The sequence below is a fragment of the Actinomadura miaoliensis genome, from assembly GCF_039536785.1.
Lineage (GTDB): Bacteria > Actinomycetota > Actinomycetes > Streptosporangiales > Streptosporangiaceae > Spirillospora > Spirillospora miaoliensis.
Window position 1 is genome coordinate 20289 of record NZ_BAAAZG010000007.1, and the last position, 13673, is coordinate 33961.

12 protein-coding genes and 1 tRNA gene are annotated in these 13673 nt (G+C 72.7%); 4 read left to right on the forward strand and 9 right to left on the reverse strand.

What is annotated here, in order from left to right:
- Positions 1 to 41 precede the first annotated feature (41 nt).
- Both ABD811_RS08805 and ABD811_RS08810 read right to left on the reverse strand, forming a co-directional pair.
- Positions 42 to 2063 carry a S8 family serine peptidase gene (locus ABD811_RS08805; RefSeq protein WP_344943614.1) on the reverse strand — a complete coding sequence of 674 codons (2022 nt, stop codon included), beginning with the start codon at positions 2061 to 2063 and terminating at the stop codon, positions 42 to 44.
- Between the two features lie 370 nt (positions 2064 to 2433).
- Positions 2434 to 3009, reverse strand: coding sequence for a TerD family protein (locus ABD811_RS08810; protein WP_344943617.1), 576 nt, complete (start codon positions 3007 to 3009; stop codon positions 2434 to 2436).
- Positions 3010 to 3161: 152 nt separating this feature from the next.
- Here ABD811_RS08810 and ABD811_RS08815 point away from each other — a divergent pair, with 152 nt between their 5' ends.
- Positions 3162 to 3617 carry a tellurite resistance TerB family protein gene (locus ABD811_RS08815; RefSeq protein ID WP_344943620.1) on the forward strand — a complete coding sequence of 152 codons (456 nt, stop codon included), beginning with the start codon at positions 3162 to 3164 and terminating at the stop codon, positions 3615 to 3617.
- Positions 3618 to 3743: 126 nt separating this feature from the next.
- On the opposite strand, the gene ABD811_RS08820 is transcribed toward ABD811_RS08815, so the two are convergent.
- The 4 genes from ABD811_RS08820 to ABD811_RS08835 all read right to left on the reverse strand — a co-directional run bounded on the left by ABD811_RS08820 (position 3744) and on the right by ABD811_RS08835 (position 7633).
- Positions 3744 to 3816, reverse strand: a tRNA-Thr gene (locus tag ABD811_RS08820).
- A 66-nt stretch (positions 3817 to 3882) separates the two neighbouring features.
- Entirely contained in the window at positions 3883 to 4815 is a 933-nt protein-coding gene (gene rlmB, locus ABD811_RS08825; RefSeq protein WP_344943623.1) for a 23S rRNA (guanosine(2251)-2'-O)-methyltransferase RlmB, read from the reverse strand.
- A 137-nt stretch (positions 4816 to 4952) separates the two neighbouring features.
- Positions 4953 to 6350 (reverse strand): cysteine--tRNA ligase, encoded by a 1398-nt coding sequence (cysS, locus tag ABD811_RS08830; protein ID WP_344943625.1) that lies wholly within the window; start codon positions 6348 to 6350, stop codon positions 4953 to 4955.
- A 113-nt stretch (positions 6351 to 6463) separates the two neighbouring features.
- Positions 6464 to 7633: an acyl-CoA dehydrogenase gene (locus tag ABD811_RS08835; protein ID WP_344943628.1), complete on the reverse strand. Its 1170-nt coding sequence runs from the start codon at positions 7631 to 7633 to the stop codon at positions 6464 to 6466.
- A 199-nt stretch (positions 7634 to 7832) separates the two neighbouring features.
- Here ABD811_RS08835 and ABD811_RS08840 point away from each other — a divergent pair, with 199 nt between their 5' ends.
- A complete protein-coding gene (locus tag ABD811_RS08840; RefSeq protein ID WP_425549386.1) occupies positions 7833 to 9107 on the forward strand; it encodes a UDP-glucose dehydrogenase family protein in 1275 nt (424 codons plus the stop codon).
- Positions 9108 to 9161: 54 nt separating this feature from the next.
- Positions 9162 to 9578: a CoA-binding protein gene (locus ABD811_RS08845; protein WP_344943633.1), complete on the forward strand. Its 417-nt coding sequence runs from the start codon at positions 9162 to 9164 to the stop codon at positions 9576 to 9578.
- Here ABD811_RS08845 and purE read toward each other — a convergent pair.
- Complete coding sequence (gene purE / locus ABD811_RS08850) at positions 9575 to 10072, reverse strand: 5-(carboxyamino)imidazole ribonucleotide mutase (protein WP_344943636.1); 498 nt, start codon at positions 10070 to 10072, stop codon at positions 9575 to 9577. The two genes, ABD811_RS08845 and purE, sit on opposite strands and share 4 nt — an antisense overlap.
- A complete protein-coding gene (locus ABD811_RS08855) occupies positions 10069 to 11250 on the reverse strand; it encodes a 5-(carboxyamino)imidazole ribonucleotide synthase (protein WP_344943638.1) in 1182 nt (393 codons plus the stop codon). Before ABD811_RS08855 ends, purE begins: the two co-directional genes overlap by 4 nt.
- 241 nt (positions 11251 to 11491) lie before the next feature.
- Here ABD811_RS08855 and ABD811_RS08860 point away from each other — a divergent pair, with 241 nt between their 5' ends.
- Entirely contained in the window at positions 11492 to 12202 is a 711-nt protein-coding gene (locus ABD811_RS08860; protein ID WP_344943642.1) for a GtrA family protein, read from the forward strand.
- Here ABD811_RS08860 and ABD811_RS08865 read toward each other — a convergent pair.
- On the reverse strand, positions 12186 to 13463 hold the full coding sequence (locus ABD811_RS08865; protein WP_344943645.1) for an ATP-binding protein: 1278 nt from the start codon (positions 13461 to 13463) through the stop codon (positions 12186 to 12188). The two genes, ABD811_RS08860 and ABD811_RS08865, sit on opposite strands and share 17 nt — an antisense overlap.
- Positions 13464 to 13673 lie beyond the last annotated feature (210 nt).

Sequence of the window (13673 nt, forward strand, 5' to 3'; positions counted from 1 at the left end):
CTGGAGGCTCCGCCGCTACGCCACGTGGAGTAGCCCGGGGCTCACCACCATGGCGGCCGGTAGTCGTCCTCGTCGGGCGGGCGCTGCTTGCGTGAGGGGCGCCCCAGGGGGTCGTCGTCCATGCCGGGGGGTGAGATGAACTTGCCGGGTGGCGGGCTGGTGTCGTCCAGGCCGGGCGGGGGCGCGGACGGGAACGCCACCGCGGGGAGTTCGTCGGTCGCGTTGTCCGGAGGCGCCTCAGGCGTGTCCCCCTGGCGCGGTAGAGGGGGAAGGGCGGTGGAGTAGGGGTCGCCGGTGGAGTAGGGGCCGTCGTCCAGCACGCTGCGGCGGAACCTCTCCCACGCCTCGTCGTCGATCATCGGCTCGTCGGCCTGGCGGGGAGGCTCGCCGTACGGGTCGACGCCGTTGGCCTTGCCGTGGAAGCCGTTCAGGCCGTCCAGCCTGTGGCCCTCGGGGGGCTCGGCGGGGGCCGTCCCAGAGCCGTTCACGCCGGTGACGCCACCGTGCCAGTTGCCGGTGAACTCCTCCGGGACGAAGGGACGCAACTGCCACTGCTGCTCGGGCTCAGGCTGGGGCTCAGGCGCGGGCGCAGGCCAGGGCTCCGGCTCTGGCCACGGCTCGGGGGCGGGCTCCGGCACAGGCCGGGACTCCGCTTCGGGCGGCGGAGGCGGCGGGGCCATGTGCGTCATGGGCGGCCGGCCCCCCGGGAAGACCTCGTTGCTCTGCCACAAGGGGGCGTTCACAGGGGCCACCGGGATGCCGGACGGGTCGCCCGCCTGCGCGCCGACGGGCTCGGGCGGATGCTTCGGCCGCAGCACGTCGTAGGGGGAGTCGTCCTCAGGGTCGTCCTCGAAGTCGTCCTCGGGTCGCCTCCGCTGCAGCCACCCCAGCAGCACGCCCGCCGCCACCAGGACGCCGCCGCCCACCAAAATGGCGGGCAGCATGATGCCCGTCCCCTCCTCCTCCAAGGCGCCGTCGGGCTCCACCGGCCCGGCCGAGGGGGCGGGGGTCGCGCCCGGGTCACCGGATCGGCTGATGCCGGCGGCGACGGTCATGGCGCGGACGGCGTCCAGCGTCGTGGAGCACGTGGTGACGCCGCCGGGCTGCTCGCGGGGCACCGACCCCTCGACGAGCGCCTGCCGCACCTGCTGCGGCGTCAGCTTCGGGTAGCGGGCGCGGATCAGCGCGGCGACCCCGGCGACGATGGCCGAGGACGGGCTCGTTCCGGTGCCGACCACGTAGCCGCTGCTGGCGTCCGCGCTGACGATGTCGACGCCGGGCGCGCACACGGCCACGTACGAGTGCCGGTTGCTGTCCTTCCAGATGCGCATCCGCCGGTCGACGGCCCCGACGGCGATGACCCCGGGATAGGCCGCGGGGAAGTTCTTACGGTTGGCGCCCGACCCGTCGTTGCCCGCCGACGCGATCAGGACCACGCCCTTGTTCAGCGCGTACCGGATCGCGTTCTCCTCGGTGGAGCTGCCGTCGTAGAACAGCTTGCCGCCGCCCAGGGACATGTTGATGATGTCGGCGCCCTGGTCGACCGCGTACCGGATGCCCTGCGCGACCGCGTCCCGGTTGCGGCCGCCGAGCTGCCCGCCGCCCTGCCGCAGCGGGTCGTCGTTCTCCCACGTCACCCGGACCGACAGGATGCGGGCCTGGGGCGCCACGCCCATCACGCCCTGCGCGCCGTCGGGGCCGTGGCCGTGCCCGGCGATGATGCTCGCCATCGACGTGCCGTGCAGGCCCCAGTAGCGGCTGCCGGGACGCCGCAGCCCGCCGGTGAGGTCGGGCCCGGCGGTCACCCTGCCCACCAGGTCGGGGTGCCTCCGGTCGACCCCGGTGTCCAGCACCGCGACGGTCACGCCGCCGCCCTTGGACGTGCGCCACACGCGGGGGACGCGCAGCGCGGTCAGATGCCACTGCCGGGCCCGGATCTGGTCGGTGCCGGCGACGGCCGCGGCGCCGGCGGGCCGCACGGGGACGGCGAAGACGGCGGCGAGGGTCAGCGCCGAGAGCGTCGCACCGAGGCGGGCGGGCAGGCGCCGACCGGCGTGGGACACGCCACCGCACCTCCTCCCGGCAGTCGGTCCGGGGGGTGCCCCGGACCCCGGTGCTCCCTGGAAAGCCCCGCTTCCGCCTCGTCGCGGAAGGCGACCGTGGTCCGTGAATCCTCATCGAGGAGGCGGGCGGGCAGCGGCCATCAGGAGCCCTGGCGCCTCTCCGAACGGCTGTCATTCTGCCATGGGGATACGGCACGGCCCGGGCACTCGGCACATTCAGGCACGCTCCGGGACAGCGCGGATTCCGCGTCCCTGGCGTATGGGCATGGGCGGCGGACACGCGCATCGCGTCATCGTGGACGACTGCCGGTCGGAGCGGGCCCTCGCCTCGCCCGCCGCGTCCGGACGGACGAGAGCGAGGGCCCGGCCGTCAGACGTTGACGCCGAAGTCCTTGGCGACGCCCGCCAGGCCGGAGGCGTACCCCTGGCCGACGGCGCGGAACTTCCACTCGGCGCCGTTGCGGTACAGCTCGCCGAAGACCATGGCGGTCTCGGCGGAGGCGTCCTCGGTGAGGTCGTAGCGGGCCAGCTCGCTGCCGTCGGCCTGGTTGACGACGCGGATGAAGGCGTTGCGGACCTGCCCGAAGTTCTGCCCGCGGGCGTCGGCGTCGTGGATCGACACCGGGAAGACGACGCGGGCCACCTCCGCCGGGACGGCCGCCAGGTTCACCTTGATCTGCTCGTCGTCGCCCTCGCCCTCACCGGTGAGGTTGTCGCCGCTGTGCTCGACCGAGCCGTCCGGGCTGCGCAGGTTGTTGAAGAACACGAAGTGCTGGTCCGACACGACCTTGCCGGACTCGTTCAGCAGCAGCGCGCTGGCGTCCAGGTCGAAGTCCGCGCCGGTCGTGGTGCGCAGGTCCCAGCCGAGGCCGACCGTGACCGCCGTCAGACCCGGCGCCTCCTTGGTCAGTGACACGTTGCCGCCCTTGGACAGGCTGACGCCCATTGCCCTCCCCCTTCGTCGTCGGTGTCCGCGGTCCGCCGCGCGGTGTGGTGAGGATTTCACCGGTAACGGGCTGCGGCGGACGGAATTTGCTACGACACTTGTAGCAGATCGGCGGATGTTCAGGAAGCCGACCCGACCGCACGGAGGAAGCGATGGCCCTGTGGAACCGGTTGCGTGAATCCACCCAGCAGATGCAGTCCCAGCTCCTCAGCAAGAAGAACGAACTCAAGAGCGGAGCGTTCCGCGACGCGGCGATGGCCATGTGCGCGCTGGTCGCGGCCGCGGACGGGAGCGTCGACCCGTCCGAACGGCAGCGCACCGCCGCCCTCATCGCCTCCAACGAGGTGCTGCAGAACTTCCCCGCCGACGACCTGCGGCGCCGGTTCGACGAGTACGTGGCCAAGCTGACCGCCGACTTCTCCTTCGGCAAGGTCTCGGTCCTGCAGGACATCGGCAAGGCGAAGAAGAAGGAGAACGAGGCGCGGGCGGTCGTCCAGATCGGCATCGTCATCGGCGGCGCCGACGGGAACTTCGACGACGACGAGAAGGCCGTCGTCCGGGAGGCGTGCTTCGCCCTCGGCCTCAACCCCGCCGAGTTCGACCTGTGACCCCCGCCTGACCCCGGCGCCCGCCGGGACAGCGCCTCGGGCCGGATCGCCCCGCCCCGCCTGGTGACCGAAAAGAAAACGTCAGGGCGTCCCCCCGTCTGACGGGAGGACGCCCTGACGTGCCAGAGCCGGTGAGGGGACTTGAACCCCTAACCCCCTGTTTACAAGACAGGTGCTCTGCCAATTGAGCTACACCGGCAGGTTCGTCCCGCATGGTAGTCGACGTCGCGGGTGATGCGCTTGCCGGTATTCGGGAAGGAAGCGGTCAGGACGCGCGGCGGCGGGCGATCTCGTACAGGGCGATGCCGGCGGCCACGCCGGCGTTGAGGGACTCGGCGCGGCCCGGCATGGGGATGGTCGTCAGCATGTCGCAGGTTTCGGCGACCAGCCGGCCCAGGCCCTTGCCCTCGGAGCCGACGACCAGCACGAACGGCCCGTCGGCGACCTCCAGGTCGGCGACGGTGACGCCGCCGCGCGCGTCCAGGCCCGCGACGAAACAGCCCGCCTGCTGGTACGCCTTGAGCTGCCGGGCCAGGTTGGTGGCGCGGGCCACCGGGACCGTGGCCAGCGTGCCCGCCGACGCCTTCCAGGCGCCCGCGGTCACCCCGGCGGCGCGGCGCTCGGGCACCACGACCCCGGACGCGCCGAACGCGGCGGCCGACCGCACGATCGCGCCGAGGTTGCGCGGATCGGTGATGCCGTCCACGGCCACGATCAGCGGCGCGGTGCCCTTCAGCAGGTCGTCGGGGTGGGCGTAGCGGTACGGCCGCACCTGCAGGGCGATGCCCTGGTGGACGGCGCCGTCGGTGAGGCGGTCGAGCTCGGGCTTGGCCGTCTCCAGCAGCGGGATGCCCCGGTCGGCGGCCAGCTGGATCGACTCGCGGACGCGCTCGTCGGTGCTGGACGTCACGTACAGCGCGCTGCCCGGCACTCCCGCGCGCAGCGCCTCCACCACGGGGTTGCGGCCGGTGACCAGCTCGGGGGCGTCGCCGTCGGAGCGGCGGGCGCCCGCGGGACGGCCCCTGCCCGCCGCGTCGGCGGCGCGCTGGGTCTCGGCCAGCTTCTCCCGTCCGCCCGGCCCCAGGGTGGGGGTGCCGGTGCGGCGGGCGTTCTTGGCGGCCCTGGCACGCTGCCGTTTGGCGTGCCAGTGGCGGTCTTCGGCCTTGGGGGTGGGTCCTCTGCCCTTGCGCTTGGCCATGGTTGTTCCGTACGCCCTTCTGCAGTTCCGCTCGCGTTAGGGCGGCACAGCGGCGAACGCCCCGAACACGCGATTTTATGTCGCGTACCGAATGGCCGCGTCGCGACGAACCGCCGCGTCGCGCCACGACGACCCGGCTAGTCGCGCTTGAGTTCCCAGCGGGGGCCGTGGGGGGTGTCCTCGACGACGATCCCGGCCTTGGCGAGCTGGTCGCGGATGGCGTCGGCGGAGGCGTAGTCCTTGCGGGCACGGGCCGCCTGCCGCTGTTCGAGCGCGACGGTGACGAGGGCCTCCACCACGGGCAGCAGGTCCTCCTCGCCCGCGCGGGACCACTGCCGCGACAGCGGGTCCAGCCCCAGGACGTCCATCATGGCCCGCACCGAGGCCAGGTGGCGGCGGGCGGCCTCCTGGTCGCCGGACGCCAGGGCGCTGTTGCCCTCCCGCACGGTCTCGTGCACGACGGCCAGCGCCTGCGGCACGCCCAGGTCGTCGTCCAGCGCGGCGGTGAACGCCTCGGGCAGCTCACCCTCGGCGAGGCCCGTCCCCACCAGCTCGGCGGCGCGGGTCACGAACCCCTCGACGCGCTGGTAGGCGGACACGGCCTCGGCCAGCGCCGCGTCGGTGTAGTCCATGAGGGAGCGGTAGTGCGCCGACGCCAGGTAGTAGCGGACCTCGGCCGGACGGGCCTTGCCGAGCAGGTCGTCGAGCAGCACGACGTTGCCGACCGACTTGGCCATCTTCTCGCCGTCGACGGTGAGCAGCCCGTTGTGCAGCCAGTAGCGGGCGAACCCGTCCCCGGCCGCCTGCGACTGGGCGATCTCGTTCTCGTGGTGCGGGAAGATCAGGTCGACGCCGCCGCCGTGGATGTCGAACGCGGGCCCGAGGTACTTGGTGGCCATGGCCGAGCACTCCAGGTGCCAGCCGGGACGTCCCTCGCCCCACGGGGTCTCCCAGGACGGCTCGCCCGGCTTGGCGCTCTTCCACAGCGCGAAGTCGCGCGGGTCGCGCTTGAACTCCTCGTTCGGGGTGTCCCCGGCCGAGCGCATGTTCTCCAGGCGCTGGTTGGACAGCGCCCCGTACCGGTCGGCCCACGACCTGACGTCGAAGTAGACGTCCCCGCCGACGGCGTAGGCGTGCCCGGCCTCGATCAGCCGCCGGATCAGCACGATCATCTCCGGGACGTGCCCGGTGGCGCGCGGCTCGATCGTGGGCGGCAGGCAGCCGAGCAGGTCGTAGCCCTGAGTGAACACGCGCTGGTTGGCCTCGGCCACCGCGAACCACGGGCGGTTCTGGGCCTGCGACACCGCGATGATCTTGTCGTCGACGTCGGTGACGTTGCGGACGAAGGTCACCTCGTAGCCGGACCGGCGCAGCCAGCGCAGCAGCACGTCGTAGATGACGCCCGAGCGCAGATGGCCGATGTGCGGGGCGGCCTGCGGCGTGGCACCACACACGTACATCCCCACGCGGCCCTCTTCCAGGGGCTCGAACGTGCGGACGCTACGGGTTCCGGTGTCGTACAGGCGCAGACTCACGTGCCCAGGTTATTGGATCCCTCATGCGATCGTGCGGCCCTTCGCACCGGCTGCGCGCTCCACGGCCCGTTTCCACGGCCCGCCGCGCGGCGCTCCGGGCCGCCGCGACCGCGTCACTTGAGGAGCTGACGGGCCATCACCATGCGCTGGATCTGGTTGGTGCCCTCGTAGATCTGGGTGATCTTGGCGTCGCGCATCATCCGCTCGACCGGGAACTCGCGGGTGTAGCCGTACCCGCCCAGGAGCTGCACGGCGTCGGTGGTGACGTCCATCGCCACGTCCGAGGCCAGGCACTTGCACGCCGACGACACGAACGTCAGGTCCGGCACCTTCTCGCCGTTCATGGCCCGCTCGGACTTCATCGCCGCGTGGTAGGTGAGCTGCCGCGCGCCCTCCAGCCGCATCGCCATGTCGGCCAGCATGAACTGCACGCCCTGGAAGTCGGCGATCGCCTTGCCGAACTGCTTGCGCTCCTTGACGTAGCCCAGCGCGTAGTCCAGCGCGCCCTGCGCGATGCCCAGGGCCTGGGCGGCGATGGTGATGCGGGTGTGGTCGAGGGTGGCCAGGGCGGTCTTGAACCCGGTGCCCTCGGCGCCGATGATCCGGTCGGCGGGGATCCGCACGTCCTCCAGGATCACCTGCCGCGTCGGCGACCCCTTGATGCCCAGCTTGCGCTCCTTGGCGCCGAACGACACGCCCTCGTCGTCCTTGTCCACGATGAACGCCGAGATGCCCCGCGCCCCCGCCGACGGGTCGGTCACGGCCATCACCGTGTAGTACTGCGACACCCCCGCGTTGGTGATCCACATCTTGGTGCCGTTGAGCACCCAGTGGTCCCCGTCGCGCACCGCCCGCGTCTTCATCGACGCGGCGTCCGACCCCGCCTCGGGCTCCGACAGCGCGTAGGAGAACATCGCCTCCCCCCGCGCGACCGGGGCCAGGTACTTTTTCTTCAGCTCCTCGGAGCCGGCCAGCAGCACCGGCACCGTGCCCAGCTTGTTGACCGCCGGGATCAGCGAGGAGGACCCGCACACCCGGGCGACCTCCTCGATCACGATCACGGTGGCCAGCGCGTCCGCCCCGGCGCCCCCGTACTCCTCGGGGATGTGCACCGCGTGCAGGTCGTTCTGCACCAGCGCGTCCAGCGCCTCCTGCGGGAAACGGGATTCCTCGTCCACCTGCGCCGCGAACGGCGCGATCTTGGCCTCGGCCAGCTCGCGGACCGTGCTGCGCAGCATCTCGTGCTCGTCCGACGGGGCATACGTGGGAAAGTCGGGACTCATACGGCAGATGCTACCCGCCGGTAAAGTCCGTCGGCCGCGTACGGGGTACCCGTCAGGGGCGGGCAAGACAGAGGGCACTACAACTGGAGCCGGGGGCGAGGTCCCGGTGGGGACTGGCGACGGATCGAGAGGAGTTGTCTTGGCGCACCGCCTGACGGTGATCGGAACCGGCTATCTCGGTGCCACCCACGCCGCCTGCATGGCGGACCTGGGGTACGAGGTGGTCGGCCTGGACACCGACGCCACGAAGGTCGAACGGCTCGCCGCGGGCGACCTGCCCGTCTACGAGCCCGGCCTGGAGCCGATCCTGCGCCGCAACCTGGCCGCCGGACGGCTGCGCTTCACCACCTCCTACGACGAGGCGGCCGACTTCGGCGACGTGCACTTCGTGTGCGTGGGGACCCCCCAGAAGCACGGCGAGTACGCCGCCGACCTGACCTACGTGGACGCGGCGATCGAGGAGCTGGCGCCGCGGCTGCACCGCCCCTGCCTGGTCGTCGGCAAGTCCACCGTCCCGGTGGGCACCGCCGCCCGGCTGGCGGCGCGGCTGGCCGAGCTGGCGCCCGCCGGCGGCGACGCCGTGCTGGCCTGGAACCCCGAGTTCCTGCGCGAGGGCTACGCCGTCAAGGACACCCTGCACCCGGACCGGATCGTCGCCGGGGTGCCGGACGACCAGGGCGCCGCCGAGCGGGCCGAGAAGGTGCTGCGCGAGGTCTACTCGTCCATGATCGGCGAGGGCACCCCGTTCATCGTCGCCGACTACGCCACCGCCGAACTGGTCAAGGTGGCCGCCAACGCCTTCCTCGCCACCAAGATCTCCTTCATCAACGCGATGGCCGAGGTGTGCGAGGCCGCACACGCCGACGTCACCAAGCTGTCGCTCGCGCTGTCGTACGACGACCGCATCGGCGGCAAGTTCCTCGGCCCCGGCCTCGGCTTCGGCGGCGGCTGCCTGCCCAAGGACATCCGCGCCTTCATGGCCCGCGCCGGCGAGCTGGGCGTCGACCAGGCCCTGACGTTCCTGCGCGAGGTCGACGAGATCAACATCCGGCGCCGCATCCGCATGGTCGACCTGGCCCGCGAGCTGCTCGGCGGCTCGTTCGCCGGACGCACCGTGGGCGTGCTGGGCGCGGCCTTCAAACCCGACTCCGACGACGTCCGCGACTCCCCCGCCCTCGACGTGGCCGCCACCATCCACGCCCAGGGCGGCGCGGTCACCGTCTACGACCCGCAGGCCATGAACAACGCCCGCCGCGCCCACCCGGACCTGAAGTTCGGCACCTCGGCCCTGGACGCCGCCCGCGACGCCCACGTCGTCCTGCTCCTGACCGAGTGGAGGGAGTTCCGCGAGATGGACCCCGCCGCCCTGGCCGGCGTCGTCGCCGAACGCAACATCGTCGACGGCCGCAACGCCCTGGACCCCGAACGCTGGCGCACCGCCGGCTGGACCTACCGCGCCCTCGGCCGCCCCTGACCCGGGCCGCCGGGGCCGCGGGAACGATCTGCCGGGGGCGGTGTTGTGCGGCGTATGAAATTCGCTGATGTGGACGTGATCCGGCGGCTGTTGAACGAGTCCAGGACGTGGGCGTTCGTGGGGCTGGGCGACAACCCGGCGCGCGAGGTGCACACGCAGGCGCGGCTGCTGCAGCAGCGCGGCAAGAGGATCATCCCGGTGCATCCGTCGGGGGCGACGGTGCTGGGCGAGCGCGGGTACACCTCGCTCGCGGAGATCCCCGCGGACGAGGGGCCGCTGGACGTGGTGGGCGTCTACCGGCGGGCCGAGCACGCGGGCGCGGCGGTGGACGAGGCCATCGCGGTGGGCGCCCGCGCGGTGTGGCTGCCGCTGGACGTGGTGGACGAGGCCGCGGCGCGGCGGGCCCAGGAGGCCGGGCTCGACGTGGTCATGGACCGCTGCCCGGCCGTGGAGTGGGCGCTGCGCCGTTAGCCGAGGCTTTCGCGCAGGCGGGCCCCCTTGGCCTTGGCCTGGTCGTACAGGGTCTGCTGGAACTCGGTCATCTTGGCGCGCAGCGTCTCGTCGGAGGCGGCGAGGACGCGGACGGCCAGCAGGCCGGCGTTGCGGGCGGCGCCGACGGCGACGGTCGCGACCGGCACGCCCGCGGGCATCTGCACGATCGACAGCAGCGAGTCCATGCCGTCCAGGTGCCTGAGCGGCACGGGCACGCCGATCACCGGCAGCGGCGTCACCGAGGCGAGCATGCCGGGCAGGTGCGCCGCGCCGCCCGCCCCCGCGATGATCACACGCAGGCCGCGGGACGCCGCCTCGGACCCGTAGGCGATCATGTCGTGCGGCATGCGGTGCGCGGAGACCACGTCGGCCTCGTAGGGCACGCCGAACTCGTCCAGGGCCTCGGCGGCGGCCTTCATCGTGGGCCAGTCCGAGTCGCTGCCCATCACCACGCCGACCACGGGCTCTGTCATCCACGCTCCTTCATGGCGGGGCCCCAGCGCAGGTAGTCGGCGGCGTGGCGGGCGCGTTCGCGGACCTCGTCGAGGTCGTCGCCGAGCGCGGTCACGTGGCCGATCTTGCGTCCGGGACGGACCTGCTTGCCGTACATGTGCACCCGGACACCCGGGTCGTGCGCCATGACGTGCACGTACCGGGGGTAGACGTCCGGGTCGTCTCCGCCGAGCACGTTGACCATGACCACGTACGGGGCGGTGGCCTCGGTGGAGCCGAGCGGCAGGTCCAGGACGGCCCGCACGTGCTGCTCGAACTGCGAGGTGCGGGCGCCCTCGATCGTCCAGTGCCCGGAGTTGTGCGGCCGCATCGCCAGCTCGTTGACGACCAGGCCGGAGTCGGTCTGGAACAGCTCGACGGCCAGCAGGCCGGTGACGCCGAGGTGCTCGGCGATGTCCAGGGCCAGGCGCTGGGCCTCGGCGGCGGTGTCCTCGTCCAGGCCGGGCGCGGGCGAGATCACCTCGTGGCAGATGCCGTCGCGCTGGACGGTCTCCACGATCGGGTACGCGGCGCCCTGGCCGTAGGGGGACCGGGCGACCAGCGCCGCCAGCTCCCGCCGGAAGGCCACGTGCTCCTCGACGAGGAGGTCGACGCCCTCGTCCAGCAGCCGGTTCACCAGCTCGGCCGTGTCGCGGTCGAGGGCGTCCAGCACCCAGACGCCCTTGCCGTCGTAGCCGCCCCGGGTCGCCTTGAGCACCAGCGGCCAGCCGTGCTCGCGGGCGAACGCCTCCAGGAACGCCAGCGGCGCGCGGGACGGGACGTGGGAGAACGCCGGGCACGGCGCCCCGAAGGACGACAGACGCTCGCGCATGACCAGCTTGTCCTGGGCGTGCAGGAGGGCGTCGGAGCCGGGCCGGCAGGCCGTGCCCGCCTCCTCCAGGGCCTTGATGAGCTCCTGGGGAACGTGCTCGTGGTCCCACGTCACCACGTCGCAGTCCTTGGCGAAGGCGCGCAGGTCGTCCAGTGAGCGCTCGTCGCCGATTCGGACGTCCGCGCAGACCTGCGCCGCCGACTCGCCGGGGTCACGGGCGAGCACCCGCAGCGGCACTCCGAGCGAGATCGCCGCCTGGTGCGTCATGCGGGCCAGCTGGCCGCCGCCCACCATTCCGACAACCGGCGTCTGAGCTGGATTCTTCACGTGGAGAAGGCTATCGGGACGCGAGGGATGAACGAACGCGGCCGTCCCGGCGTCCAACGGTGTGTGATCTCCATCGCCGGGGGCAGGAACCGAGCCGGGTACAACGATCGTTCAACTGCCGACGTCTCACGGGCACCATGCGTCTATTCTCGTTCTGGCCCCGGTATGAGCGCGGGGCGCCGGGCCCCACGCCGGTGAGCCCGATCCCAGCATCCGAAGTCCGGAAGGACGGTTCCCCTTCGTGAGCCTGGTCGCCAATCTCTACCGACGTTTCGCGCACCTCGTGCACGAGCTCGCGAAGTTCGGCAGCGTGGGCGCCGTGGCGTCCGTCATCACGTTCGCCGTGGGCAACGCGCTGCACACCGGCCTCGGCATGGGCCCGCTGTCGTCCAACGGTATCGCGACGGCCGTGGCGGCCACGTTCGCCTACCTGGCCAACCGCTACTGGACGTTCCGGCACCGCGACCGCACCGGGCTGGGCCGCGAGTACGTGCTGTTCTTCGCGCTGAACGGCGTCGGCCTGGTGATCACGCAGCTGTTCATCGGGTTCACCTACTACGTGCTGGGGCTGCACGGGGCGCTGGCCTACAACGGCGCGCTGGTGGTCGGCACCGCGGTGGCGACGCTGTTCCGCTTCTGGTCGTACAAGAAGTGGGTGTTCCTGCCCGCGACGGCGCCGCAGGTCGACCCGGCCTCGGGCCTGCCGGAGGCGGGTGCGGCGCCCGGTTCCGGCCAGGCGGCCGCCGGTACCGCTCCGGCCGGCGGGGCGCCCGTCAACGGCTCCCACCACCCGGCCCACCACCCGGTGAACGGGCACACGGTGAACGGGCACACGGTCAACGGGCACCCCGTCAACGGGCACCCCGTCAACGGGCACCCCGTCAACGGGCACCCCGTCAACGGGCGGGCCGCCGACGCCGCGCGGCAGGCGGCCGTCAGACAGGGCCGCTGACGACCCGTTCCTCCGCCAGCCTGGCCTCCGACGCCTGCCGCAGGAACACCCCGAACACCGCCGGACGGGCCTGGATCAGCTCCAGCCGCCCGCCGTCCACCACCGCCAGGGACCGGGCCAGGTACAGGCCCAGGCCGGTGCCCTTGCCGCTGGTGACGCTGCGTTCGAAGATGCGGGCCTCCAGCTCGGGCGGGATGCCCGGGCCCTCGTCGCCGACCTCGACCACCACCGAGTTCGCGCCCGGCTTGGTGGTGATGGTGACGGTACCGCGGCCGTGCACCAGGGAGTTGTCCAGCAAAGTGGCGATGATCTGGGACAGCCCCTCCGGGCTGGTCATGCCGACCAGGCCGGGGCGTCCGGTGATGCGGATGTCGCGGCCGGCCCGGCGGAAGATGGGGCGCCACTCCTCCACCTGCTGGGCGATGATGTCGTCGATCGGGGCGGGCACGGCCGCTCCGGTGCGGTCGTGCCGGGACCGCGCCAGCAGCTGCTCGACCACCGCCACCAGCCGTTCAGCCTGCGCGACGGCGGCCGCGCCCTCCTCGCGCACCACGTCGGGGTAGTCGGCGGCCTCGATCATCTCCTCCAGCCGCATGGACAGCGCGGTCAGCGGGGTGCGCAGCTGGTGGCTGGCGTCGGAGGCGAACTCCCGGCTGGCCGCCAGCAGGTCGGCGATCCGCACCGCGCTGCGGTCCAGGACCTCGGCGACGCGGTCGACCTCGGGGATGCCGTACCTGCGGCGGCGCGGCCGGGCGTTGCCGCTGCCCAGCCGGTCGGCGGTCTCGGCCAGGTCGATCAGCGGCAGGGTGAGCTTGCGGGCCTGGAACATGGCCAGGCCCACGGTGACGGCGACACCGAGCGCGGCCAGGCTGCCGATCAGCAGCAGCTGGCGCAGCGCGGCGTCACGCACCTCGTTGGCCTCCTGGGAGACCTGCACGTGCGTGCCGCCGGCGTCGGCCGAGGCGGTCAGCAGGCCCGCGCCGTTCGGCGGCCGCGCCCCCGCCGTCACCACCTGGTTGCCCGGCAGCGTGATCGTGATGAACCGCCCCGGGTACTCCTGGGCGATCTTCTGCGTGGTGATCGGCTGGCGGGACTCCAGGCTGAAGCCGACTCCGCCGAGGATGGACGAGGCCTCGCGCTCCAGCGACTGCCGGGCCTCCTCGTAGATCAGCTTGTGCGTGGCGTAGGCGAGGGGTATGCCGAGCAGCAGGATCGCGACGACCGCCACCGCGAGCGTCGACAGGAGCAGCCGGCGCCTCATCAGGGCTCCTTCGGGGACGAAGCCATGATCACGCGGTCCCTCCTCCGCATGGACGATCCCGGGACCGCCCCGCCTCGCGCGGAGGCGGCGCGCATCGCGAGCGCGCCGGATCGGCGGCGCGCCGGGACGCCGGGCGGCACGGGGCCGGGTGGAATGAGGCCGGGTGGCACGAGGCCGTGTGGTGGCAGGGCGCGGGCACGGGCGGGCGCT